18 protein-coding genes are annotated in these 24,724 nt (G+C 70.0%); 12 read left to right on the forward strand and 6 right to left on the reverse strand.

The genetic code is table 11. The annotated features are described in order from the left end of the window. Positions 1-171: 171 nt before the first annotated feature. The 9 genes from ACFOWZ_RS28265 (at position 172) to ACFOWZ_RS28305 (ending at position 12,675) form a co-directional block, all read left to right on the forward strand. On the forward strand, positions 172-4,503 hold the full coding sequence (locus ACFOWZ_RS28265; protein ID WP_382376940.1) for an OmpL47-type beta-barrel domain-containing protein: 4,332 nt from the start codon (positions 172-174) through the stop codon (positions 4,501-4,503). 407 nt (positions 4,504-4,910) lie between these two features. After that, a complete protein-coding gene (locus ACFOWZ_RS28270) occupies positions 4,911-6,041 on the forward strand; it encodes an agmatinase family protein (protein WP_382376941.1) in 1,131 nt (376 codons plus the stop codon). 61 nt (positions 6,042-6,102) lie between these two features. Continuing rightward, positions 6,103-7,062 carry an ABC transporter substrate-binding protein gene (locus ACFOWZ_RS28275; RefSeq protein ID WP_382376942.1) on the forward strand — a complete coding sequence of 320 codons (960 nt, stop codon included), beginning with the start codon at positions 6,103-6,105 and terminating at the stop codon, positions 7,060-7,062. Continuing rightward, positions 7,059-7,922, forward strand: coding sequence for an ABC transporter permease (locus tag ACFOWZ_RS28280; protein WP_382376943.1), 864 nt, complete (start codon positions 7,059-7,061; stop codon positions 7,920-7,922). Before ACFOWZ_RS28275 ends, ACFOWZ_RS28280 begins: the two co-directional genes overlap by 4 nt. After that, entirely contained in the window at positions 7,919-8,686 is a 768-nt protein-coding gene (locus ACFOWZ_RS28285) for an ABC transporter ATP-binding protein (protein ID WP_382376944.1), read from the forward strand. The genes ACFOWZ_RS28280 and ACFOWZ_RS28285 overlap by 4 nt, the downstream gene beginning before the upstream one ends. Continuing rightward, positions 8,683-10,983: a sensor histidine kinase gene (locus ACFOWZ_RS28290; protein ID WP_382376945.1), complete on the forward strand. Its 2,301-nt coding sequence runs from the start codon at positions 8,683-8,685 to the stop codon at positions 10,981-10,983. Before ACFOWZ_RS28285 ends, ACFOWZ_RS28290 begins: the two co-directional genes overlap by 4 nt. 329 nt (positions 10,984-11,312) lie before the next feature. Then, positions 11,313-11,750: a roadblock/LC7 domain-containing protein gene (locus tag ACFOWZ_RS28295; RefSeq protein ID WP_382376946.1), complete on the forward strand. Its 438-nt coding sequence runs from the start codon at positions 11,313-11,315 to the stop codon at positions 11,748-11,750. Between the two features lie 3 nt (positions 11,751-11,753). Continuing rightward, complete coding sequence (locus ACFOWZ_RS28300) at positions 11,754-12,104, forward strand: DUF742 domain-containing protein (RefSeq protein WP_382376947.1); 351 nt, start codon at positions 11,754-11,756, stop codon at positions 12,102-12,104. Beyond that, the gene (locus ACFOWZ_RS28305; protein WP_449280284.1) at positions 12,088-12,675 is read left to right on the forward strand and encodes a GTP-binding protein; all 588 of its coding nucleotides are present in this window, start codon (positions 12,088-12,090) and stop codon (positions 12,673-12,675) included. Before ACFOWZ_RS28300 ends, ACFOWZ_RS28305 begins: the two co-directional genes overlap by 17 nt. Here ACFOWZ_RS28305 and ACFOWZ_RS28310 read toward each other — a convergent pair. Then, entirely contained in the window at positions 12,672-12,983 is a 312-nt protein-coding gene (locus tag ACFOWZ_RS28310; protein WP_382376948.1) for a cupin domain-containing protein, read from the reverse strand. The two genes, ACFOWZ_RS28305 and ACFOWZ_RS28310, sit on opposite strands and share 4 nt — an antisense overlap. 50 nt (positions 12,984-13,033) lie before the next feature. Between ACFOWZ_RS28310 and ACFOWZ_RS28315 the strand changes: the two genes are divergently transcribed. Further along, positions 13,034-13,618, forward strand: coding sequence for a helix-turn-helix transcriptional regulator (locus ACFOWZ_RS28315; protein WP_382376949.1), 585 nt, complete (start codon positions 13,034-13,036; stop codon positions 13,616-13,618). On the opposite strand, the gene ACFOWZ_RS28320 is transcribed toward ACFOWZ_RS28315, so the two are convergent. From ACFOWZ_RS28320 to ACFOWZ_RS28335, 4 genes are all read right to left on the reverse strand, one after another. After that, complete coding sequence (locus tag ACFOWZ_RS28320; protein WP_449280285.1) at positions 13,557-14,012, reverse strand: hypothetical protein; 456 nt, start codon at positions 14,010-14,012, stop codon at positions 13,557-13,559. The genes ACFOWZ_RS28315 and ACFOWZ_RS28320 overlap by 62 nt on opposite strands. A gap of 36 nt (positions 14,013-14,048) precedes the next feature. Further along, positions 14,049-14,462, reverse strand: coding sequence for a hypothetical protein (locus ACFOWZ_RS28325; RefSeq protein ID WP_382376950.1), 414 nt, complete (start codon positions 14,460-14,462; stop codon positions 14,049-14,051). Then, on the reverse strand, positions 14,456-20,386 hold the full coding sequence (locus ACFOWZ_RS28330) for a hypothetical protein (RefSeq protein WP_382376951.1): 5,931 nt from the start codon (positions 20,384-20,386) through the stop codon (positions 14,456-14,458). The genes ACFOWZ_RS28325 and ACFOWZ_RS28330 overlap by 7 nt, the downstream gene beginning before the upstream one ends. A gap of 210 nt (positions 20,387-20,596) precedes the next feature. After that, on the reverse strand, positions 20,597-20,845 hold the full coding sequence (locus tag ACFOWZ_RS28335) for a DUF4242 domain-containing protein (RefSeq protein ID WP_382376953.1): 249 nt from the start codon (positions 20,843-20,845) through the stop codon (positions 20,597-20,599). 87 nt (positions 20,846-20,932) lie between these two features. Between ACFOWZ_RS28335 and ACFOWZ_RS28340 the strand changes: the two genes are divergently transcribed. Then, positions 20,933-22,639, forward strand: coding sequence for a BTAD domain-containing putative transcriptional regulator (locus ACFOWZ_RS28340; RefSeq protein WP_382376954.1), 1,707 nt, complete (start codon positions 20,933-20,935; stop codon positions 22,637-22,639). Here the strand turns inward: ACFOWZ_RS28340 and ACFOWZ_RS28345 are convergent. Then, complete coding sequence (locus ACFOWZ_RS28345; RefSeq protein WP_382376955.1) at positions 22,636-23,193, reverse strand: CGNR zinc finger domain-containing protein; 558 nt, start codon at positions 23,191-23,193, stop codon at positions 22,636-22,638. The genes ACFOWZ_RS28340 and ACFOWZ_RS28345 overlap by 4 nt on opposite strands. A gap of 83 nt (positions 23,194-23,276) precedes the next feature. Here ACFOWZ_RS28345 and ACFOWZ_RS28350 point away from each other — a divergent pair, with 83 nt between their 5' ends. Next, positions 23,277-24,227: an EamA family transporter gene (locus ACFOWZ_RS28350; protein WP_382376956.1), complete on the forward strand. Its 951-nt coding sequence runs from the start codon at positions 23,277-23,279 to the stop codon at positions 24,225-24,227. Positions 24,228-24,724 lie beyond the last annotated feature (497 nt).

Consider the following 24,724-nt stretch of genomic DNA (forward strand, 5'->3'; position numbering starts at 1 on the left):
CCAGACCCCTCGCATGACCAACGCACCCAACCCGACCACAGCAGAGGTCCCCGTCCCCCCGGGACCAAGGTCCCCAATTCCGCCAGCCTGAGCCATCCGGCGTAACAGCGCGCATCCGCGGTTCGACACGACGACCGTATCTGCACCCGCATTCCGGATCGGTGACAAAACATGCGACAAACGTCTCGTCGGGGGCTCACAGCAGTAGTCGCCGGTTCACTCATTCTCCTCAGCACGCCAGCAGCGCTGGCCACCTCGTTCAGCGATCCCGCCATCACCTTCAGCGGTGACGGCGTCACGTCGAACGGCGTGTTCTACGCCAAGTCGGGCAAGCAGATCAGCCTGGTCGTGCACACGGCGAACACCGCCAAGTGCGTCGAGGTCTCGGGATTCCCCAAGCAGACCTCGCAAAGCGGCTCCACCACCTGGACGTTCCCGCTCACCACGCCCAACGGTGCGGACGGGGTGCAGGCCAGGACGGTGACCACCGGCGAGAACTCCAACGCCAACAACTGCACCCAGCGCACCGCCGCCACGACTGCCTCGTACGTGCTGGACAACACCGGGCCCGCTGCCACGGCGTCGCTCAGCCCCGCCGCGAACGCCGCCGGGTGGAACAACGCCAACGTCACCGTGTCCTGGACTGCCAACGACGGCACCGGAGTCGGTGGTGGCACGACCAGCGCGCCGACTGCGATCTCCGCTGACACCGGTGGGCAGACGGTCATCGGCAAGGCGACCGACGCGCTCGGCAACGTCGGGCCCGACTCCGCCGTCGTCGTCAAGCGGGACACCGTGAAGCCGTCGATCAGCGGCACGAAGACACCTGCGGCGAACGCGAGCGGTTGGAACAACACCGATGTCACCGTCGGGTTCACCTGTTCCGACGCGCTGTCGCTGATCAAGAGTTGTCCTGGTGCCACGACGGTCAGCGGGGAAGGCGTGAACCAGTCCGTCGGCGGCACCGCCACGGACAACGCCGACAACGCGCAGAGCACCACCGTGAGCGGCATCAACATCGACAAGACGCCACCGACCATCACCACGAGCGCGAAGCTGCCCAACGGCACTCCGTACGTGCCCGGCACGTGGACCAACCAGAAGGTCACCGCCGTCTTCGCCTGCACCGACGCGCTGTCCCAGGTGGCCGTGTGCGGGACCGAGACGTTCCTCAACGGTGAAGGCGCGGACCAGACGGCCAACAGCTCCGGCAGGGACGTCGCGGGCAACGTCGCCAGCGCCAGCATCACGAACATCGACATCGACAAGACCGCGCCGGTCACCAGTGCGACGGCACCGCAGACCGCGTGGAACAACACCGACGTCGCCGTGGCGTTCCAAGCGAGCGACGCGCTGTCCGGTGTGCGCGAGACGCACTACAAGATCAACGGTGGCGCACCCCAGACCGGCAACGAGCTCACGCTGAACGCGCAGGGCACCTACGCGGTCGAGTACTGGAGCACGGACAACGCCGGCAACACCGAGGCCGCGAAGGTCGTCACCGTCAACATCGACAAGACTCCCCCGACGATCACCCACGCCCAGTCCCCCGCAGCGAACGCGAACGGCTGGAACAACGGCGCTGTCTCGGTGACCTTCACCTGTGGCGACAGCGGCGGTTCCGGCGTCGCGAGCTGCGGTCCTGACAAGACGGTCACCAGCGAGGGCAAGGACCAGGCCGTCACCGGCACCGTGACGGACAACGCGGGCAACACGGCGTCCGACCCGGCCACGGTCAGCATCGACACCACCAAGCCGACCATCACGGCGAAGGCGAACGGCACCGCGAACGACGGTTGGTACGACCAGGACGTCACCGTGTCGTACGAGTGCGCCGACGAACTGTCCGGTGTGGACGGATGCACCGGAACCCAGACGCTGGGCGAGGGCGCGAACCAGACGGCGACCGGCACCGCGACGGACGCGGCGGGCAACAGCGCCACCGCGAGCGTCACCCGGGTCAACGTCGACAAGACCGCGCCGAAGCTCACCGGGACGCCGAGCACGACCGGCTGGAGCCGCGAGGACGTCACCGTCACGTGGGTCTGCACCGACGGCGGTTCGGGTGTGACGAACGAGCCCGCGCCGAGCACCGTGACGGGTGAGGGCGCCAACCTGTCCGCGTCCGCCAGCTGCACCGACAAGGCGGGCAACACCGTGACAGCGACCGTGTCCGGCATCCGGATCGACCGCGCGGCGCCGAACACGAGCGCGAGCGTCGCGCAGCCGTCGGGCAGCGGCTGGTACGCCGACGGTGTCGAGGTCACGTTCTCCGCAGCCGACGGCCTGTCCGGCGTCGGCGCGACCCGGTACCGCGTCGACAGCGGTGCGGTGCAGCAGTACACGGCTCCGTTCAGCTTCACCGAGAGCGGCAAGCACGTGATCACCTACTGGAGCGTCGACCAGGTCGGCAACGAGGAGAGCGCCGAGGGCAACGCGCTGGCGCTGTGGATCGACAACGCCGTTCCGACGATCACCGGCACCCGCACGCCCGCCAACGGCAACGGCTGGAACAACACCGACGTCGCCGTCTCCTTCGAGTGCGCCGACACCCAGTCCGGTGTTGCGAGCTGCGGCGAGCCCGCCGTGGTCACCGCGGAGGGCGAGGGCCAGAGCGTCAGCGGCACCGCCGTCGACGGTGTCGGCAAGAGCGCGTCCACGACCGTCGGTGACATCAACATCGACCGGACCGCGCCGGTGCTCACCGGATCCTCGACGGCAGGCTGGCACACCTCGGACGTCACCGTGCACTGGACGGCGGCCGACGGACTGTCCGGTGTGGACGAATCGACCCGGCCGGCCGACAGCGTGATCACCGGGGAGGGCCGGAACCTCTCGTCCGGCACCGTGACGGTGAAGGACGAGGCGGGCAACGAGAGCACGCCGACGTCCGCGACCGGCGTCATGATCGACCGTGCCGGTCCCGTCATCACCGGCGGCCCGATCACCCAGCCGAACGCCGCGGGCTGGTACCGCGACGAGGTCGTCGTCGACTTCGCCTGCGCCGACCCGAAGCTCGCCGACGGAACCGACGGCTCCGGCACTGCCCTCTGCCCCGGCAGCGCGGTGTTGAAGACCGACGGCGCAGGCCAGTCCGTCACGAGCGGCGGCGCGACCGACGTCGCCGGCAACACCACCAAGGGCACGACCGTCGGCGGTATCAACATCGACGGCACCGCACCGAGCACCAACAGCGACAACCAGTGCACCAAGGCGAACGGCTGGTGCACCGGCTCGACGGCGAACGTCGTGCTCACTGCGACGGACGCGTTGTCCGGCGTGCAGGAGCTGCACTACCGGATCGACGGCGGCGTCGAGCAGGTGTCCGCGGGCGCCAGCAAGACCGTCTCGGTTCCGCTCGACGGCAGCGGCTCCGGCACCGTCACGTACTGGGCCGTGGACAAGGCGGGCAACGCCGAGCCCCCGAACGCCGTGGCGCTGAAGTGGGACAACATCGCCCCGGCGGTCACCCACACCACCTCGCCGGCGCCCAACGCCGACGACTGGAACAACAGCGACGTGACCGTGCACTTCACCGCCAAGGACGACGACGCGGGTTCCGGCCTGGACACCGGATCCGTCACGCCGGACGTCGTGGTGAGCACCGACACCAACGGCCAGATCGTCATCGGCACGGCGAAGGACGTGGCGGGCAACGTCGGCACCGACTCGGTGACGATCAAGCTCGACAAGACCAAGCCGACCATCACGGCCGAGATCGTCGGTGGCCAGAAGCCCTGGTTCACCGCACCGGTGAAGGTCCACTTCACCTGTGCCGACGCGGGATCCGGCATCCCGGCGACCGCCTGCCCCGACGACGTCGTGCTCAGCACGAACGGTGCCGGCCAGTCGGTCACCGGCACGGTCACCGACCGCGCGGGCAACAGCCAGAGCGCGACCGTCGGCGGCCTCAACGTCGACACCGTCGCCCCGGCCATCGAGTCGGTCAGCGTGGCCGACGGCGCGGTGTACCGCTTCACCGCACCGGCTCCCGCGTGCACCGCCACGGACGCCGTGTCCGGTGTGGACAGTTGTGTCGTGGTCGTCGCGGCAGCAGCGGATCCGGGCGCGTGGACGTTCACCGCGACCGCGAAGGACAAGGCGGGCAACACCACCACGCGGTCCGGCCGGTACCAGGTCCAGCTGTACGACTTCGGCGGCTTCCTCCAGCCGATCAACGCCACGGGCCCGACGAGCGTCTTCAAGGCGGGCAGCACGGTTCCGGTCAAGTTCCAGCTGCGCGACAGCTCCGGTGCGCCGGTCGCGTCGCGGACCGCACCCCAGTGGCTCGTGCCCGTCCGCGGTGGTCTGCTGACCTCCTCGGTCAACGAGACGGTGTCGTCCGACGCGGCGACCGCTGACGGTGCGTTCCGCTGGGACGCCACGGCACAGCAGTACATCTACAACTGGCAGACCAAGGGCCTCGCGGCCGGGTACCTCTACCGGATCGGCGCGAAGCTCGAGGACGGTCAGATCCACTACGTCACGGTGGGCCTGAGGTAACAGCGTCCCGAGTGGACGCATCGACCAGGACCTCCCGCACCTCCGCCTCGGCGAGGTGCGGGAGGTCCTGCTCGTTGCGCGGACGCGTTCGGCAAATCACCCGATTGGACTCAAACATCGTAGTCCGGCGAATCGGCCCACCATTGGCATGGACCATTTTCATGCCAACTGCGCAGGCCACGAGGACGCGTCCCCAAACGAGCACGCGAAGTACCGGAAATCGTTGCTCCATTCGATGACGTTCGGGCCCGCCGAAGGGGTTGCGCGCACAGCTAGTCTTGGCGAACGTCAATTGATCCTGGATTCTCGAGCCTTTCCGTCCAGGTACATGACAAAGTACACGGAGTTTCCGGGGACCTCCGCATTTCGGTACATCAAGAATGCGCAGAGGAAGCGTGCAGACACCGATGACTGAGACCGGCGGCAGACCGCTGCACGACAATTACGGCCCGGAAGCCCGCGCCGCTGTCGAACGCGAGGCCCAGCTGCCGACCACCGGATGGGAGCGCGAGGTCGCACGCGGCCTCGAGCTCGGACTCCCCGCCGCGGACTCCGTCGTGGACAGGCGCATCCCCACGTTCTCCCGCGGAGAGCTGCCGCACTTCGCGGGCATCAACACCTTTCTCAAGGCGCCGTACGTGGAGGACGTCCGCACGTGCGGCGAGTACGACGTGGTCGTGCTCGGCGCCCCGTTCGACGGCGGTACCACCTACCGGCCGGGCACCCGGTTCGGGCCGCAGGGCATCCGCAAGATCTCCGCGCTGTACGGCCCGTACAACTTCGAGCTCGGCGTCGACCTCCGCGAGTCCATCAGCATCGCGGACGTCGGCGACGTGTTCACCATTCCCGGCAACATCGAGAAGACGTTCGACCAGATCAGCAAGGCCGTCGGTCACGTGTACGCGTCGGGAGCCTTTCCCGTCGTGCTCGGGGGCGACCACTCGATCGGTTACCCCACCGTGCGCGGTGTTTCCGAGCACCTGCGCGGCAATCTCGGCATCATCCACTTCGACCGGCACGTCGACACCCAGGAAACCGACCTCGACGAGCGGATGCACACCACGCCGTGGTTCCACGCGACGGACATCCCGAACGTGCCGCCGCGCAACCTCGTCCAGATCGGCATCGGCGGCTGGCAGGCCCCTCGGCCGGGCGTGAAGGTGGGGCGTGAGCGCGGCACCACGATCATGACGGTGACCGACTGCGTGGAGATGGGCATCGAGGCCGCCGCGCAGCGAGCACTGGACGTGGCGTGGGACGGCGCGGAAGCCGTCTGGCTCAGTTTCGACGTCGACTGCCTCGACGCGGCGTTCGTACCCGGCACCGGCTGGCCGGAGCCCGGCGGTTTCCTGCCGCGCGAGGTGCTCAAGTTCATCCAGCTGGTGGCCGCGCAGCCGCTCGCCGGCATCGAGGTCGTCGAGTGCTCTCCCCCGTACGACCACGCGGAGATCACGTCGTTGATCGCCACCAGGGTCATCTGCGACACCCTCGGCTGTCTCGTCCGCGCGGGCCATCTGCCCCGCTCTGCCGGCGAGTAGCCCTTCCCCAACGCGAATCTCACAGGAGTTCGGTTTGTTTTCCCGCCGCATCAACGGTTTATTGATCGCGCTCGTGTTGCTGTGCGCCACGGCGTGCACGTCGACCCCGGCCTCCACGGGCAAGGTGACGCTCGGGTTGAGTGCGTGGCCCGGCTGGTTCCCGTGGCAGGTCGCGCACGAACAGGGCATCTTCGCCCGCAACGGCGTCGACGTCGAGCTCAAGTACTTCGACAGCTACACCGACAGCCTCAACGCGTTGTCGAGCGGCGCGATCGACGCCAACAGCCAGACGCTCAACGACACGCTCGCGTCGGTCAGCGGTGGCGCGCAGCAGACGATCGTCCTCGTCAACGACAACTCGACGGGCAACGACCAGGTGATCGCCCGCGAGGGCATCTCGGGCGTCGCCGACCTGAAGGGCAAGAAGGTCGCCGTCGAACAGGGCACTGTCGACCACTACCTGCTGCTGCTCGCCCTGACCGAGGCCGGTCTGTCGCAAAAGGACATCGAGCTGGTACCGCTCGCCACCGACGCGGCGGCCGCGGCCTTCGTCGCGGGCAAGGTGGACGCGGTCGGTGCCTTCGCACCGTTCACCACCACCGCGCTGCAGCGCCCCGGCAGCCGCACCATCGCGACCTCGGCCGAGTTCCCCGGCGCCATCCCCGACCACCTCGTCGTGTCCGGCGCGTTCGCGAAGAACCGCCCGGAGGCGGCGCAGGCGTTGGTGAACACGTGGTTCGACACTCTCGACTGGATCAAGCAGAACAACAGCCAGGCCGTCGAGATCATGGCCAAGCGCGGCGGCGTGAGCGCCGAGGACTACCGGAGCTACGACGCGGGCACCACCATCTTCACGTTGCGGCAGAACCTCGACGCGTTCACGCCGGGGGTCACGCCCGCGCACCTCAACCACCAGGCGGGCCAGATCGTGGACTTCATGGTGAGCACGGGGCTCACACCGAACCGGCCGTCGCTGGACGGGCTGTTCGACGACCGGTTCGTCAAGGCGGTGAAGAGATGAAGACCGCACTGGCCGACCGCACCCCCGACATCCGCGCCGCGTGGCCGCCACTGCCCCGCCGGACCCGCCCCCGCCCGCACCGCAAGGTGCTCACCATCCGCACACCGATCCCCCGCCGCGCCGCGGTCGTCCTCACAGTTCTCTCGCTGGCCGTACCACTCGCTTCCTGGGTGGCGCTCAGCGCGAGCGGCCTCGTGTCAGCCACCTTCCTCCCCTCGCCAGGTGCCGTGCTGTCCGCCGGCTGGGAGATGGCGCGCTCGGGTGAGCTCGCCGTCGACGTGGGCACGACGACCCGGCGCGTCCTGGAGGGTTTCGGGCTCGCCGTGCTGGTGTCCGTGCCGCTCGGCATCCTGATGGGCACGTTCCACGCAGCGCAGGCCGCGTTCGAGCCGGTGATCGGGCTGCTGCGCTACCTGCCGGCGAGCGCGTTCATCCCGCTGCTCATCATCTGGCTCGGGCTCGGCGAGCCCTCGAAGATCGCGATCCTGTTCATCGGCACGGTCTTCTTCAACACGCTGATGACCGCCGACGTCGTCCGGAGCGTGCCGCGGCCCCTCATCGACGTCTCCTACACGCTCGGCGCGCGGCGCGGTGAGGTGCTGCGCAAGGTCGTGGTGCCGCACTCGTTGCCGGGCATCATCGACGCGGTCCGCGTCAACGCGGCGGCGGCGTGGAACTTCGTGGTGGTGGCGGAGCTCGTCAACTCCACGGCCGGGCTGGGCTACCGGATCGTTCGCGCGCAACGCTTCCTGCAGACGGACAAGATCTTCGCGGTGCTCGTCGTGATCGGCGTCATCGGTCTGACGATCGACGTGGCCCTGCGCCTGCTGCGTGCCCGAGTGGGGCGGTGGGCGGCATGACGCTGACACTCACCGACGTCTCCAAGGAGTACGGGCGGAAGCTCGCGCTGGACGGGGTGAACCTCACGGTGTCCCCCGGCGAGTTCCTCTGCGTCGTCGGCGCGAGCGGCTCGGGCAAGTCCACACTGCTGTCGCTGGTCGCCGGACTCGCGATGCCGACCGCGGGCCAGATCACCGTCGACGGTCACCTGATCACCGGGCCAGGACCCGACCGCGGACTGGTCTTCCAGACCGGATCGCTCTACCCGTGGCGCACCGTGGAACGCAACGTCGCTTTTGGACTCGAGCTGCTCGAGCTGGACGGCGCCGAACGCGCACGCCGGATCGACTGGTACCTCGCCGAGACCGGTCTCGCGGACGTGCGGCGATCGTTGCCGCGTCAGTTGTCCGGCGGTCAGCAGCAACGCGTCGCGATCGCGAGGGCGTTGGTCTGCGAACCGGACGTGCTGCTGCTCGACGAACCGTTCGGCGCGCTCGACGTGCAGACCAAGGAGGACATGCAGCTGTTGATCAGGCAGATCTGGCGCGACACGGGGACCACCGTGCTCATGGTCACCCACGACGTCGAGGAGGCCGTGTTCCTGGGCACGCGGGTGGTCGTGCTGGCGAGCGACCCCGGTCGCATCGCCGCCGAGACCCCGATCCCCCTCGGCGACGACAGGGATCTCGCGATCAAGCGCACGTCCGCGTTCCTCGGACTGCGAGCGTCCACAGAGGACATGGTCCGCACCCAGCACCGGCTCCGCGGCGGGGTGACCAGGTGAGGCGAGGTGTGCTGCACGGCCACTCCATCGGCAGGAAGCTGAACCTGCTGATCGTGCCCCCGCTCGTCGCCGCGGTGCTCGTGTCGGTGCCGTTCCTCCTCGGCCAGGCGGGGGACGCGGGATCGGCCGCGAACACGGCAGAGTCCGCACGGCAGGTGCGTGAGCTGGGGAACCTGATCTGGGAGCTGCAACAGGAACGCGTGCTCACGGCCGCGCACCTGGCGACGCCCGCCGGCGACGGCGAGAACCTGAAGCGCCAGCACGGCAACGTCGACAGGGCGGTGGAGGGCGTGCGTGCCGCGCTCGGGTCCGACATGTCCGACGAGCTCACGAACGCGTTGGTGCGCCTGGGTTCGCTGACCGGACTGCGGCAGAACGCCCTGCGCGGCGGCGCGTCGTCCGACGGTGTCGCGCGGACGTACCACGCCACCATCACCGCGGTCATCGACTCGCTGCGCCTCGTTCCGCAGCAGACCGGTGACGCGGAGGGCACGAGACAGCTCACCGCGCTCGAAGCCCTGCTGCGCGCGACCGAGCAGCACTCGCTGCGCGACACCAGCCTGATCATCGCCGCGGCGAGGACGCAGACGGGACAGGACCTGCTGAACGACGCCGCGATGCAGTCCCGCGCGTTCACCGAGCGGTTCGTGCAGCAGGCCGACGCGGGCCACGCCGCGATGGTCGTGACGGTGGAGGAGGGACCCGAGGGCCGCCGGGTCGACGAGCTCGCCACCAGGCTGCCGACACAGCCGAGCCCGTCGTTCGCGGCGGAGGCGCTGACCGCGGTGACCGCGCAGGCCCAGCTGCGCAAGGTCGCGCAGGAGCGGGTCACCGACGAGATCACCGCCGCGGCCGAGGCCCGCGCGAGCAGCGCCAACGCGGTCGCGTGGAGCGTCGGCGCGGGCGGTGCCGCGTTGTTCGTCCTGGTCGTGTGGCTCGTGATCGTCGTGCGCCGCTCGATCGCGAACCCGTTGCGCAGCCTCACCGACGCGGCGGGCGCGGTGGCCGATCTCGCCGGCAGGGAGCTGGTCCGCGTCTCCGACACCGAGGTGCCCGACGAGCAGGTGCCGCGGCTCAGGGCGATCGACGTGTCGTCCGGCAACGAGCTGGGCCGGCTCGCCGAGGCGTTCAACCGCGTGCAGGGCACGGCCGCGCAGCTCGTGGAACGGCAGGCGATCACGCGGCGCAACGTGAGCCTGATGTTCGCCAACGTCGCCAAGCGCACGCGCAGCCTGGTCAGCAGGCAGCTCGCCCTCGTCGACGAGCTGGAGCGCGACGAGCAGAACGAGCGGTTGCTCGCGAGCCTGTACCAGCTGGACCACCTCGCCACCCGGTTGCGGCGGACCTCGGACAACCTGCTCGTGATCGCCGGAACCCGCGAGGACGCCAGGCTCTCCGGCCCGATGGGGCTGGGCACGGTTCTGCGTTCGGCGCTGGCGGAGATCGAGGACTACCAACGCGTCCGGCTCGACGTCGTCGCCAGGAGCAGCATGCCGTCCGCGGTCGGGGCGGACCTGATCCAGCTGTTCGCCGAACTGCTGGAGAACGCGACCTCGTTCTCACCGCCGGAGTCCACTGTGGAGGTCGCCGCCGCACGGGCGGCCGACGGGTCCTGCGTCGTGCAGATCGTCGACCACGGCATCGGGATGACCGAGGCCAGGCTCTCCGAGGAGAACCTGCGCCTGGTGCAGCGCGAGCGGCTGGACATCGCGCCGACCAGCGTTCTCGGCCTGTTCGTGGTGGGCAGGCTGGCACGCAGGCACTCGCTCACCGTCGCGCTGTCCCCGACCGAGGGCGGCGGCGTCACCGCCCGCGTGACCGTGCCACCCGGCCTCCTGACGCAGGAGGACCCGCCCTCGAGGCCGCTCGCCCTGCCGGTGGCGCCGTTCCGCGGAAAGGACTTCGGCTGGTTCATGGACGACGAACCGGCCGCCGCGACGGACGTGTGGGAGCAGCCGGACCGGCTGTCGGGCGAGCTGACCACCGAGATCGCGCTGGTGTCGACGGCCGTCGCGCGCGTGGCGGTCCTGCCGCAGCCCGTCGCAGCACCCGCGATCGAGCCCGAGCGGCAGGGACGCGCCGGGCTGACTCGGCGCGTGCCGGGCGCCAACCTCGCGGCGAGCCTGCGCACCGATCCCTCCGCGGCACCCGCAAAACCCGCTCCGGAGAACACCGCCTCCTGGCAGCAGCGCGATCCCGCCGCCGAACGGGCCGCGCTCGACGCGTTCGCGAACGGCCTCGCGGAGGGCGCCGCCGCCGGAGCAGGCACGCACACGATGAAAGAGGGCACTGATTGACCTCTCTCCCAGCTGAAGCAGGGAGATTCTTCCCTCGCGGGTCGAGTTTTCTGCTTCACAGCCCGTTGCCGCCTGGGGTTACCAGCGAAGGGACGGTGTACCGCCCACGGTCTTGCACAAGCTCCACAGACCTGACATCCCACCAGCCCGGCGGTAGACCCCGCCGACGTGGTTGTCGCCGACCGGGCGCGACAACCGTACCAACCGCCGCACCCACGGGTCAGAGCACGGTCTTTCACCCTGGCGACGAAGGACCGCCCCTGCCCTGCTCCGCAGGGGTCCGTTTCCTCCCCGGTCTGAAGACCGGGGTATCCACGAAGGAATCCTGAATGAGCGCGTTCCCCGCAGCACGGACCAGCGTCGAGGCGCAGAACTTCAACTGGCTGGTCACCCGTTTCGCGCAGGGCACCCCTGGCGCCCTGGGCGCGATCGCCGTGTCCTCCGACGGCCTGCTCATCGCGATGTCGTCGGACCTGGCGAGGGAGAACGCCGACCGGCTGGCGGTGATCTGCTCGGCCGTGCTGAGCCTCGCGGGCGGCGTGTCCGAGTGCCACCCGCTCGGCGAGCCGGACAAGGTCATCGTCGAGCTGGGGCACGGTTACCTGATCGTCTGCACCATCAGCATCGGCTGCGCCCTGGGCGTGCTGGCGTCCAAACAGGCCAGTCTCGGCACGATCGGCTACGAGATGGCGATGTTCGCCAACCGCGCCAGCTCCGTCCTCACCCCGCAGGTGATCGAGGAGCTCAAGTTCACGGTCGGGCGGTAGGACGTGCCGGACCGAGACGTCTCGCTGCTGCGGCCGTACCTGCTCACGTCCGGACGGACCGAGCCGATCGACCGGAACCTGGAGATCGAGACCCAGGTGCTGACCAGTGAGCTCGGCGCGGCGTCCCACGCGAGCCTGTCGTTCGAGCGCCGCGACATCGTGGCGCTGTGCACCAAACCCGTGTCGGTGGCGGAGGTCGCGGCGATTCTCGGGCTGCACATCGGTGTGGCCCGAATCCTCGTGGCGGACCTGGCCGCGCTCCGGTACCTCGTCGTCCACCGACCGGTCGCGGGCCTCGCCGGCGACCCCGCCATGATCGAGAGGATCATCCGCCGCCTTGAAGCCATCAGTTGAGACCCGCACCCCGACACCGGTCAAGATCATCATCGCGGGTGGTTTCGGGGTCGGCAAGACGACAGCGGTGTCGTCCATCTCGGAGATCACGCCACTGCGGACCGAGGCGGCCATCACGACGGTCTCCGAGGACGTGGACCGCACCGCCCACGTCCCGGACAAGACCACCACCACGGTGGCGCTGGACTTCGGCTGCATCACCATCGACGACGACGTCAAGCTGTACCTGTTCGGCACACCGGGCCAGGACCGCTTCGGCTTCATGTGGCGCGACCTCGCGCTGGGCGCGCTGGGCGCACTCGTGATCGTCGACACCCGGCGCATCGACGACTGCTACCCGGCCGTCGACTACTTCGAGAAGACAGGGCTGCCGTTCGTCGTCGCCGTCAACCTCTTCGAGGGCAAGCTCAGCCACGCCCAGGCGGACATCCGCTGGGCGCTGGCGATCGGCGACCACGTCCCGTTGATCACCTTCGACGCCCGCGTGAAACTCTCGGTCCGGGACGCGCTCCTGACCGTCCTGCGCACCACGTTGGCACGCGTGACTTCCCCTCAGGGGCACGACCGTTAGGGCCGTGGTGGTGCCGTGATCCTCATGCCGGGACGGCGCTGGTGCGAGGTGAGGTAGGCGAGCCCACCCGCACCGGCCCGCACCGACCGGCGGCTGCCGCGCGGCAGCCACACCACGGCACCGGGCACGAGCGGCTGGTCACCGCTGTCGAGGTGCACCACGCCGTCGCCCTCGACCACGACCAGGAGCACGTCGAGGTCGGGCTCGACGTGCTCGCCGATGTGGTGCTCCGGGTTCAGGCGCACCAGGTTCGCGTCCAGCTGCCTGCCGGGATCTGTCAGCCGCCAGTCGACCGTCGCCCCTGTCATGACCCCATTCTAACTATTTCCACGAGTGGGACTCGTGTAATACTGCTCGCATGGCTCGGCGGGACGAGGTGCTGGCGGTGCTGCGCGACGGTCCGCGCACCCTCGCCGAGATCGCCCGCGAGGTCGGCATCCACCCCAACACCGCACGGTTCCACCTGGACGCGCTCGTGTCCGAGCAGCTGGTCGACCCGGTCGCGGGCACGTCGTCCGGTCGCGGCCGCCCGCCGGCGACCTACGCGTTGCGCCCGGTGATGGCGCGCGGCGGCCACCGCGACTACCGGTTGCTGGCGGAGATGCTGCTCGGGGTCGTCAAGGAGAACGCGTCCCCCGAGCGGATCGGCGAGTCGTGGGGCCACCACCTCGTCGACCGGCCCGCGCCGGGACGGACCGCCGACGCGACCGGCGGCGTGGTCGCGCTGCTCGACCGCATCGGGTTCGCGCCCGAACGCGTGCCCGACGGCATCAGGCTGTGGCACTGCCCGTTCCTGGAGCTCGCCGAGCACAACCGGGACGTGGTGTGCCCGTTGCACCTCGGGCTGATCAGGGGCGCGCTGGCCGAGTTGGGGTCGCCCGTCACCGTTTCGAGGCTCGTGCCGTTCGCCGAGGGCAACGCCTGCAAGGCGTACCTGGGTTAGCCGAACCAGCGCGCGAGGTGCTCGTCCAGTGCCGCGGTGGGATCCGCGATGACGTCGACCCGGTCCGACCATCCCCCGGCGGTGAGCCGTTCGGTGCGGTCGAGCACCAGACCGCGGCCCGGCGCAGCTGGTCGTAGAGGCGGCCCTGCAACAGGGCGAGATCGGGCAGGCGGCGGCCGAGCAGGTCGGGACCTGGGCCGAAGTCGTAGCGGACGCCGATCGCGGTGATCTTCTCGAGGAGGTACCGGTTCACCTCGTCGAGGTCCATCAGCTCCTCGAAGAGCCTGCGCACGGGTTCCTTCTCGAGCACGAGCACGCGCACGTCGTGCAGCCGCAGTTCAGCGGCCAGCGTCGCACCGGTCGGCCCACAGCCTGCGATGATCACATCGAACACGACCCCGGTCTCGGGGCCGCGGCAAGCGAATACCCGTCACCCCGACTCGTACCGGAACGACGCCTTGGCGGGCTGGGCGCACACCGCGTCCGCCGCCTGATCGGTGTCCTGCAGGTACCAGACCTTCGCCTGGTACTCGGTCCAGCCGGTCACCGCCCGCCCGTTCACCGAGTCCGGCCCGATCGAGTTGCGCGACTCCAGCTTCGCCACCCCGTCGGCACCGGCCGGAACCAGACCGAGGACGACGCCGTCGGGTCCCAGCGCCGAGAACTCGATCTTCACCCCTCCGAGCGGGCCGTCACCGGACAACCGCGCCGTGAGCGTGAGGTCGGATCCCCGCGCCGTGACAGGTTCGACGCTCAGCCGGTAGCCGCAGCCGCTGCACGCGGTCACGGCGGCGGGCGACGCCAGCACGAGTGCCAGCGCCGCCACACGGGTCTTCCTCAGCAAGGACCGCCTCCACTGTCGCCCTCGGGCGGGAACGGGCTGAACGCCTGCGACACCGCGATGTCGAGCAACTGGGCGGACTCGCCGTCCAGGTACTGCATCTGCCCGTTCACCAGCCTGCCCGGATCCATCATGCTGAACACGAACTTCCGCGTGCTCGGGTCGCCCATGCCCGGCGGCGGGAGCACCGTGATGCCGGAGACGCCCTGGTCGGCCGGGATCTGGTAGCCGAGCTTGCCGGGGCTCGCCTCGACCGGGTAGAGCCAGACCGGGGTCGTGCCTATCATCACCAGGAACTGGGCGTTCGTCCTCTTCTTCATGTCGAACACGTGGAAGCGCAGTCCACTGTAGACGTCGTCGGGGTTCGTCTTGAAGTCCCACTTGTACAACGGGAACAGCGGCTGGTCGAACTTCTCGATGCGCAGGCTCAGGTCCATGTCGAGCTGGGCGCGCACGCTCGGCGCGACCATGCTGAACCGGTCGTAGGAGCCCTCGACCCCGATCCCGACGTAGAAGAGGCCGGGCCGGATCGTCATGTCCCGCACCCCGTCGACGACCACGTACACGCCGTCGATGCGCAGGTTCCTCGCCTTGATGTGGCCGTCGTTCACGTGCAGCGTGAGGATCGGGATTCCGACGCAGGCCAGGATGTCCTGCTCGAACTCCTTGATGTCCCCGCCCTGCTCCTCCTTCAGCTCGAACGCTCCGCCCACCAGGACCGAGCCGGTGGGGCCGGGTTGGGACACCAGCCGCGTGCTGAACGTTTTGAGGTCGTTCTCCGCGACGGTGACGGTGACCCGCTCACCGAGGTCGACCAGCTTCGCGAACACGTCGTTGATCTGGAGCCCCTGCTGGCCCTCGTCGTGGTCCTCGTCGTTCTTCTGGGCGAACGTGCCCTGCACGAACGCCTCGGCGTCGAGACCCGGTGCCGCGGAGGTCACCGTGATCACGGGCACCTTCAGCGCGTTGCCGCGGTCGTCGGTGCCCTTGATGTCCACGTCGACGCACGGCGCGTTCGGTCCGGCGTCGCAGGCGGGAATGTCCGTCAACCGGGCCCGCGCGGAAGCCGGCGCACCCGCGTACAGGCCTGTCACGTGGGCGTTGACCATGCTGATGGGACTGCTCGCGGCGACCCGCACGTGGCTGTTGTCGCCGAACTTCCCCGTCACCTGCAGGCTCGCCGGCACCCCGTGCACGTCCGCCGCACCGCGCAGGTTCCCGTACTCCGTCGTCGTGTTCGCCTCGGCCCGCAGCTCCAGCACGTCGATGCCACCGGACGCGCTGTACTGCACCTGCAGGTCGTGCGCCCGCTTCGGATCGGTCTGGTCGAACCCGAACGGGCCGATGTGCAGGTCGAACGGCGACGGCAGGCCGCGCAGCGTGGCCTTGGCCGCGGCGTACGGCGCGACGTCGAACAGGCCGTCGAGACGCACGTAGGCGTTGAGCGGCGCGCCGGCGGGCGGGCGGTAGCCGACGACGTCGATCTTCTTGGCCGCCATGTCGACCTCGACGACGGTCGGCAGGCCCGGCAACGACACCGTGCTCACCAGGCCGAAGCACTTGCCCAGCAACGAACAGATCGGGCCGTCGTCACGGGTGCAGCCCGCGCCGGTGCACGACCTGGCTTCCGCCGCGATGCCGTGTTCGTACAACGGGACCTGCCCGATCGCGTTGAGCGCGGCCACCTTGCCGACCCTGGCCTCGGCGAGCAGGCCCACCGGGCGGTCGGTGCGGTAGCTCAGCTTCCCGTCGCCGTACCGCACGTCCAGCGAGCTCGGCAGGCTGACCCTGCCGAACGCCGTGTACCGGTTGTCCGCGGCGAGCAGGAAGTCGCCGTCGAACGCGAACGTGCCGTCCCCGGAGCGCATGTCGAACCCGACGCCGTCCGGTTTGGGCGCCACCGCGACCAGCGACAGCGAGCCGACCGCGGCGCTGGCGTCGAGATCACCGTTGCCCTGGTTGTAGTGCGCGGCGACGTGCTGACCCCGTGGCGCGGTCGCACCCTGGTGGTTGGTCACCGCGAACGCCGCCGACCCGATCGCACCGGACGTGCTCTGGAACTTGAAGTTGCCGTCCGCCCAGTCCGCGGTCATCTTCGCGGGGATGTTCAGGGCCTGCGCGAACGCCTGGTACTCGCGTCCGCCGAACGGCACCTTCGCCGCGCGGAACGTGATGCCGCCGAGCGCGGACGACGCCGACGACTCGAAGTGCTTCGCCGGTGCGTCGACCACCACGTCGAGGTCGGCGGGCACGCCGGTCGCGGACGCACTCAGGTAGCCAGCGTCCACTCCGGACAGTGCGGCCGTGATCTCGTTGATGGGAGCCGAGTTGTGCACCCCGAGCGTGGTGCGGGCGTCGAACGTGCCGACGACGTGCACCGTCGCGGGCAGCTTGTCGACCGAAGCGCGGGCCCTCAGCGTGCCGAACGAGGTCTGGGTGTCGGCCTCGGCGGCGATCTTCAGCACCCCGAGCGGTGCCGACGCGCGGTAGCCGACGTCGACCCGCGCCGGGTTGCCGTCGACCGTGATCGGACCGACGGTCAGGTCCACGCCCGACGGCAGCCCGTCGAGGGTCACCTGGCCTTCGAGCCTCGGCAGGTTCGGCAGCAGTCCGCTGATCTCCACGTACGCCGTCAGCGGTGCCGTGGCGGTGTACCCGGTGAGCTCGATCTCCTTGCCCACCAGGTCGATCGCGAGCGAGGTCGGCAGACCGGGCAACCTGATCGTGCCCACGAGCCCGAGGCACCGGCCGAACAGCGTGCAGATCGGCGAGGTGTCCTTCACGCAACCCGCACCCTCCGCACAACCGCGCGCCCGGACCGCCACGCCGTTGTCGAACAGCGGCGCGCCGAGACCGTTCAACGCCGCCACCTTGCCGACGTGCACGTCCGCGAGCAGGCCGATCGACTTGTCACCGGTGTAGGTGAGCTTGCCGTCGGCGAGGTCGATCGTGAGCGTGAGGTTCGTCGGCAGGTGGTCGATGCGCGACGTCACCGCGAGGCGGGTGTCGTCCGCGCCGTTCGCGGCGAGCAGGACGTCCGCGTCGACGAACACCGGCTGGCCGTCGGTGTCGAGCTGCAGGTTCGCCACCTGCTTCGCCGGGCCGCGGGCGTACTCGGCCAGCGTGAGGTTGCGGATGCTGACGCTGCCGTCGAAGTCGCCGGTCACCTGGCGGTAGTGCGCCGACACGTGCTGTCCGGCGGGCATGGTCGCGCCGCCGTGGTTCGTGACGGAGAACCGCGCCGCCCCGAGCGCGCCGGAGAGACCGCGGAACCGCATGAGCCCGTCGCCGAAGTCGGCGTCGAACCGGGCGGGAACCCCGGTGAGCTCACCGATCGCGAGGTAGTCGCGACCGGCGAACGGCACCCGTGCGACCGCGGCGATCGAGCCGATCGGCGCGGACGACGTGCCGTCCAGGTGCCGCGCCGGCAGGTCGACCAGCACGTCGACCTCCGTCGGCAGGTCGGTGAGCGCCGTGGAGAGGTAGTGGTGGCCGTTCGGGTCGAGCCGCTCGACTCCCTGCGGGCTCACGAACAGCTCCGCCCTCGGTACCGCGCTCGACGCCCGGTAGCTCACCTTGGGCTTGTCGCCGAGGTCGTAGCGCACGTCGACGGTCCGCGGCAGCCCGTTGATCGCGGCGACCGCGCTCGGTCCGGCCGCCGTGTCGACGTAGGCGGCCTTCACCCGTTCCACCACGGAGCTCGCGTTGAACTGCACCCGCCGGGCGACGGTGTCGAGGTCGAAGCCCAGTGTGGCGGGGAGGTTCGACACGTCGAGCCGCGTCTTCTGCTTGCCGTCGACGATCCCGGCGGCGACGAACGGCTGGCCGCCCGGCGTGAACTCGGTGCCACCGCGCGGGTGCTGGTCGAAGTAGACGTCGATCTTGCGCAGGCCGGTGACGCGGGCGCTGGCGCCGAGCTTGGTCCCGTTCAGCACCGCCGTCGCGTGGTCACCGCCCAGCGGTGCGTAGTCACCGAGCTCCTTCGACACGAACACCTCGGCCGAACCGAGCGGGGTGTTGGCGTCGAAGAGCACGTGCCTGCCGGGCAGGTTGGCGTCCACGTTGATCGTGGTCGGCAGCTCGCGCAACGCACCGCGCAGCACGATGGCGGGCTCGCGGTCGAAGAACGAGGCGTCCAAACTGGACAGTGCCCCGGCGGAGTCGTAGTCGAGCGTCACGTGGTCGTTCGCCGAGTTGAGCGCACCACGCCACTGCGTCGGGAGGTTCTTCGCCGCGGCACGCACGGATGCGTCCAGCCGCTCCCCCGCGTAGACGAAGTCGGCGAAGAGCACGTCGTTGATCGCGTCGGTCGCGGTGTAGTCGACGATGTCGTCGCCGCCGTCCCGCGGCCGGATCAGCGCGGCCGACACCTGCTTCGGCAGCTGGTCGACGACGAGCTGGTCGAACCTGTTGGCAGCACTGGAGTTCGACAGCACCTGCACGTCGAGCTTGGTGCGCGTGCTGACGCTGGCGTCGACGGTCGCCCTCTGGTCGCGGTCGGTCGCGCCGGGGTCGATGAACGCGTGCGCGGTGAACACACCGGGCACTGGTTCGAAGCGCGCGCTCGCCACCGTCGGGTCGTAGGGCAGGCCCTGGTCGTCGTCCGTGACGTTCGCGAGGCCCGCGGTCACCGCGAGGGAGCTCGCCGCGCCGACCTGGAGCACGCTCGCCTTGATGTCGAAGATGCCGCGCAACACCTGCAACGGCGCGAAGGTGTAGACGCCGATCGCGGCCGTGGGCAGACCGGCGCCGCGGCGGAAGCCGTCGAAGCCGACGGAGATCCGCTTGTGGGTCGGAAGGTCGTAGACGGCCCACACGTGCGCTGGCAGGTCGCGTCCGGCGAACTCGCTGGTGGGCAGCCGCAGGTTCACCACGCCGAGGCCGAGGTGCACGAGGTTCAGCAGCGCCTCGGTCTTGGCCTGGAGCGTGTTCCCCAGGTCCTGCAACAGCTTCTCGAGGTTCAGCTTCTCGACCAGCAGCTCGGGGTGCAGGATGACGTTGAGCGGGTCCTTGAGCAGCTCGGTGACGACGTTGAGCCGGTCCCTGGCGATCGCGATCTCGCGGTCGAGGTTCGTGATCTCCCTGACCACCGCGGCGATGTCACCGGGAGCGGCGACCGGCACGAGGTCCGTCAGCACGTCCGGGGTGCGGTCACCGGTGACGTCGACGATCGCGGGCACGCCGAGCGGGAGGGTGAGCGAGCAGGACACGGCCTTGGTCTGCGACTCGGAGCAGACCCGGTAGGTGATCCTCGGGATGCCGTCGGGCAGCTGGTTCAGCAGCGCCAGCGGGTCGACCGGCAGCGGCGGTGGCAGGTTGCCCGAGGTCAGCGCATCGATCAGCTCCTGCAGCGTGGCCCGCCGGCCGGGGTCGACGACCTGGGCCGAGCGGACCTGCGGCTGCAAGGCGTTCGCGTCGAGCGCGGGTTTGCCGTCCGGCGTGGTGCGGCCCGCCTTGGCGAGCGTGGCGAGTGCTTCGGCGCTCGTGGCGTCGACGAGTTCCTGACCCGGACGCAGCGGGAGGTCCAGTGTGGACGGTGTGACCGGAGGGTTCGGCGCGATCGGCACGCGGTCGATCTGCACGCGGCCGTCGGGTCCGGGGTCGAGCGCGGGCAACGGCGCGATGGGCTGCGCCTTCGAGGGTTCGTTCTCGATGTTCGGCGAGCCGTCCGGGCCGGGGTCGATCGGGCCGAGCTGACCCGGTGCCGCGGGAGGCGTTGCCGTCGCCTGCGCTCCGAGTCTGTTCTCGGTCAGCGCGGGACTCTGAGGCAGCTGCGGCGGCTGTGTCGTCGGCGGCTGTGTCGTCGCGGTTGTGGGTGGCGGTGCGGGTGGTGGTGTTGGCTCGGCTTGGGCCGGTGCGACGACGAGCGTGCCGGCCAAGGCTGTGATCACGGCGATCGTGCAGACGCGCAGGCGTGCTGAAGCCACGAGATTCCCCCGAAGTCAGTAGAGCGTTCCCCCTAGCTCTACGGCAGACGGAGCGAAGCACACAGCGCGAACGGCCCACAGGCGTCCGACGTCAAGACCACTCGAACGGCCTAGCAGGACCCGGCTCGTGACCAGCTAAAACAGAGGGATCGTCATGATTTTCGGGGCCGAGGCGGCCGGTGCGACCCGGCCGCCGGATCCCTGTGGCGTCTAGCCCTGCACGACCGGGTAGATCTCGTCGGCGACGAGACCGTGCGCTTCGCGGTGCACTCGGTGGGCGGCCTCCGCGTCCGGGGCCTCCACCAGGCAGAAGACCTTGCCCGCCTGGTCGTCGACCCAGTAGTTGAGGTACCGCACACCGTGCTGGTCCTGGGTGCGCAGGTCGGCCTCGTGGGCCTCGGCGACGTCCTTCGCCGTGGCTCCGTCGGGCAGTGCGTTGTGGACGTCCATGAACAGCATGGCTTCCTCCTTTTACGACTGTGCGGCGAGGTTAGGCAGCACGGCGTTCCCCGAGCGTTCCCACGCCGGCGGACGTATGGTCGGCCCATGCCTGCCACCTGCCAGGTGCGTGTGCTCGGCGGGTTCGGCGTCGCGGTGGACGGCCAGCCCGTCCCCACCCATGCGTGGCGCAGCCGTCGGGCCGCGGACGTGGTGAAGCTGCTCGCGACGGAGACCGGGCACCGGCTGCACCGCGAGCAGGTCATGGAGCTGCTGTGGCCCGAACTGCCCGTCGAGGCGGCGGGCGCGAACCTGCGCAAGGCCGTCCACTACGCCCGCCGCGCACTCGGCGACCCCGGCGCGATCGCCGTCGACGGTCAGGTGCTGGTGCTCTGGCCGGACGGGCGTCTCGACTGCGATCTGGAACGGTTCGACCGGACCGCGGACGCCGCGCTGGCGTCGGGTGACGCGTCGGCGTGTGCCGCGGCGGCCGCGACGTACGGCGGGGACGTGCTGCCGGACGACCGGTACGAGTGGTGGGCGGAGGAACGGCGGGCGAAGGCGAGGACCCACTACATCACCCTGCTGCGCGCCGCCGGTGACTGGGCGCGGTTGCTGGAGCTCGACGAGACCGACGAGGAAGCGCACCGCGCGATGATGCGGCGCCACCTCGCGGCCGGGCGGCGGCGCGAGGCGCTGCGGCAGTTCGAGCAACTCCGCGAGGCGCTGCGCGAACGCGTCGGCGTCGGCCCGGACGCCGAGACGGTCGCCCTCTTCGAGACGGCGCTGGCCGAGGGCGCCGAACCGCCGTCGGTGCGGCAGACCGTGGCGGTGACTCTCGCCAACGGACTGGTCGCCTGGGGACGCCGCAACGTCGAGGAGGCCGAGCGGCTGGCGAAGAGGGCACGCGCGCTGGCGCTGGACGCGAACCTCGGGCACGAGCTGGGCGAGGCGTCCACGCTGCTGGCGCTCGTCGCGTACGCGAAAGGCACGTGGCACCAGCAGTTCCGGGAAGAGTTCGCCGACTCGGTTCGGCGCTCCGCGAACCTGGAGGGCGCCGTGTTCGACGCCCACCTGTGCTTCCAGGAGTTCTACCTCTACGGACCAGAGGGCCACGAGGGCGCGGAGTCGTTCGGCCGAGACCTGCTCGCGATCGCGACCGAGGCGGGTTCACCGGCCGGCCTCGCGCTGGCCCACCTGCTGCTCGGCGAGTTCGCGCTGCTGTCCGGCCACGTCGACGAGGCGTGCGAGCACCTCGACCGGTCGCTGGCGGACGCGGAACGGGCCGGGTGCCTCTCCGCCCAGAGCATCGCGCTCGAACGTGCCGCGGAGGCACGCGTCCGGCGCGGAGACCTGGCCCTGGCCCGCTCCCTGCTCGACCGGGCGATGCCGCTCGCGCACTCGTCGGGCATCAGGTCCCACCTCGTGATCCGGATCCACGGGCTGCGGGTGCTGGCCGCCGGCGGTCTCGTGGAGTCACTCGGCGCGGTCCGCCACGGCGAGCGCCTGCTCACGTCGGCTACCCACGTCTGCGATCCGTGCTCGATGGCGTTCCGGATCGAGGCGGCACGGGCCTGCGCGCGGGCGAACGACCTCAGCCGGGCCCGGCGCCACCTCGCGGAGGCGGAACGGATCAGCGGGCTGTGGCAGGGCGGTCCGTGGTCGGCCGCTCTGTGGGAGGTCAGGGCGGAGCTGCGCCGCGCGGCCGGACAGAACGCGCAGGCGGCCGCGCTGTTCCTCGAAGCGGCCGAGCTGTACTCGACCCTGCGCAGGCCGATCGAGGAAGACCGCTGCCGAGCGGCCGCGGTCGGTTAGGAACGACCTTCCGCTTGTCGTTCCCGGAACGCGATCATGTTCATCCGATTGCCGCACCGCACGCTGCAGAACCGCTTGAGGCCGTTGCGGGACAGGTCCAGCAGCAGCCCGGTGCAGTCGTCGGCCGCACAGATCCGCAGGCGGTCCATCTCGTTCATGCGGATCACGTCGATGAACCCGAGCGCGGCCTCGACCCGGATCCGTTCCGCGAGCGGCGAGCTGGGCTCGGTGGCGTGGATGTGCCAGTCGAGGTCGTCGTGCCGCACGAGGTACGGGAGTGCCTTGGCGTCGCGGAGCATCTTGTTCACGGCCTCGACGGCGTCGTCGCGACTGAGTGACCACACCTGCCGGAGCAGCGCGCGCGTGCGGTGGACGTCGCGCAGTTCCGCCTCGTCGTGGTCGATGCGTCCCGTGTACCGGTAGTGGGCGAGCAGGGCCGCGAGCTGGTCCACCGTGGCCAGCTCGTCCGTGCCGCTGCGCGAGGCCTGAGGTTCGGTGTTGCACAGCGCGACGACGAAGTTGAGGGAGTCCTCCGTGTCAGGGGCAAAACGCAAATTGACTCCTTACCGTCATCGGCCTACCGTCAGGGGCGTCATTCAGGTTAGGCCATGACACGACACAGGGCCGGGAGGCAAGCATGGGGATTCCACCGAAGTCCACCGGCCTGATCGCGGCGACCGTCTCGTTCATCTCGTTCGGCACGTCCGGAGCGTTCGTCAAACCGCTCCTGGACCACGGCTGGTCGCCAACCGCCGCCGTCACGGCCCGCGCGCTCACGGCGGGACTCGTGCTGCTCCCGTTCGTCCTGATGTCGTTGCGCGGCAAGTGGAACGTCCTCTGGCAGGCCCGGTGGCCGGTGCTGGGCATGGGCCTGTTCGGCGTGGCGATCACCCAGGTCCTGTACTTCGCCGCGATCGCGCGCATCCCGGTGGCGACAGCGTTGCTCATCGAGTTCCTGGCGCCGATCCTGCTGGTCGGCTTCACCTGGGCAGTCAGCAGACGAACGCCCGCACCCGTAGTCCTGTTCGGCTCGCTGCTGGCGGTCGGCGGCCTCCTGCTGGTGATCGGCCCCGGCGCGATCCAAGCCGTGGACCCGATCGGCCTGGCCGCCGCGTTCGGCGCCGCCATCGGATGCGCCGTGTACTTCGCGATCGCCGCCCGCCCCAACCACGGCCTGCCCCCGGTCGCACTGGCCGGCGCGGGCCTGCTGGTGGCCGCCCCCGTCCTGGCCGTCGTCGGGCTCATGGGCCTGCTCCCGTTCACCGCGACGTTCGACGACCTCCCGCTGCTGGGTACGACCACGGCGTGGTGGGTGCCGCTGCTGGTCGTCGCGGTCGTGGGCACGGCACTGGCCTACGCGACCGGCATCACCGCCTCGGGCCTGCTCGGGTCGCGGGTGGCGTCGTTCATCGCACTGCTGGAGGTCGTGTCCGCCTCGGTGTTCGCGTGGCTCCTGCTCGGTGAGGGGCTCTCGCCGCTGCAGCTTGCGGGCGGTGGGCTGATCCTCGCCGGGATCGCGTCGGTGCGGGCGGAACGGCAGAAGGTGGAACCGGTCGTGACGCCGGCGGTCGAGGTGGCCTGCCCGTAGTGGCGTGGGCTGAAGCACCGATGGTCCGGATGGCCTGCCCCTAGCTGATGTTCAGGTCCTCCGGCAGGCGGGTCGCGCAGCAGTTCGGCTTCCGGCGGTTGGCTTGCGTTGGAGGGCGCCCCGTGGTGTTGCGCAGGTCGGGCTTGCAGGGGTCGAGGTGCGTTGGGGTGTGCGCGGGTCGGTTTGGGGTGGTTCGGCGCGGGTTCCAGCGGGGTGGTCGCCTTTTGCTGTTCGTGTCGCCTTGTGTTGGTGGTTGCGTGGGGTCGTATGACGAGCCGGGTCATTTCATCGCCGCTTCGCGACGATTGCGATTGGGGCTTGACTTCGGGGCCCTTGCGAGGCGCTCATCGGCCTTAAAAAGCCGGGCATAAGGAGCCCGGCCGATTCAACCAGCATAGCACCTCGCACCCAAAGTCAAGCCCCAATCGCAAGCGTGCGTGGTCGCGTTTGTTGTTCGGCTCACCTCATTACCGCTTGCCCGATGACGCATTGCCCTG

Source organism: Lentzea rhizosphaerae, from assembly GCF_042649515.1.
In the GTDB taxonomy this organism is placed as follows: domain Bacteria; phylum Actinomycetota; class Actinomycetes; order Mycobacteriales; family Pseudonocardiaceae; genus Lentzea; species Lentzea aerocolonigenes.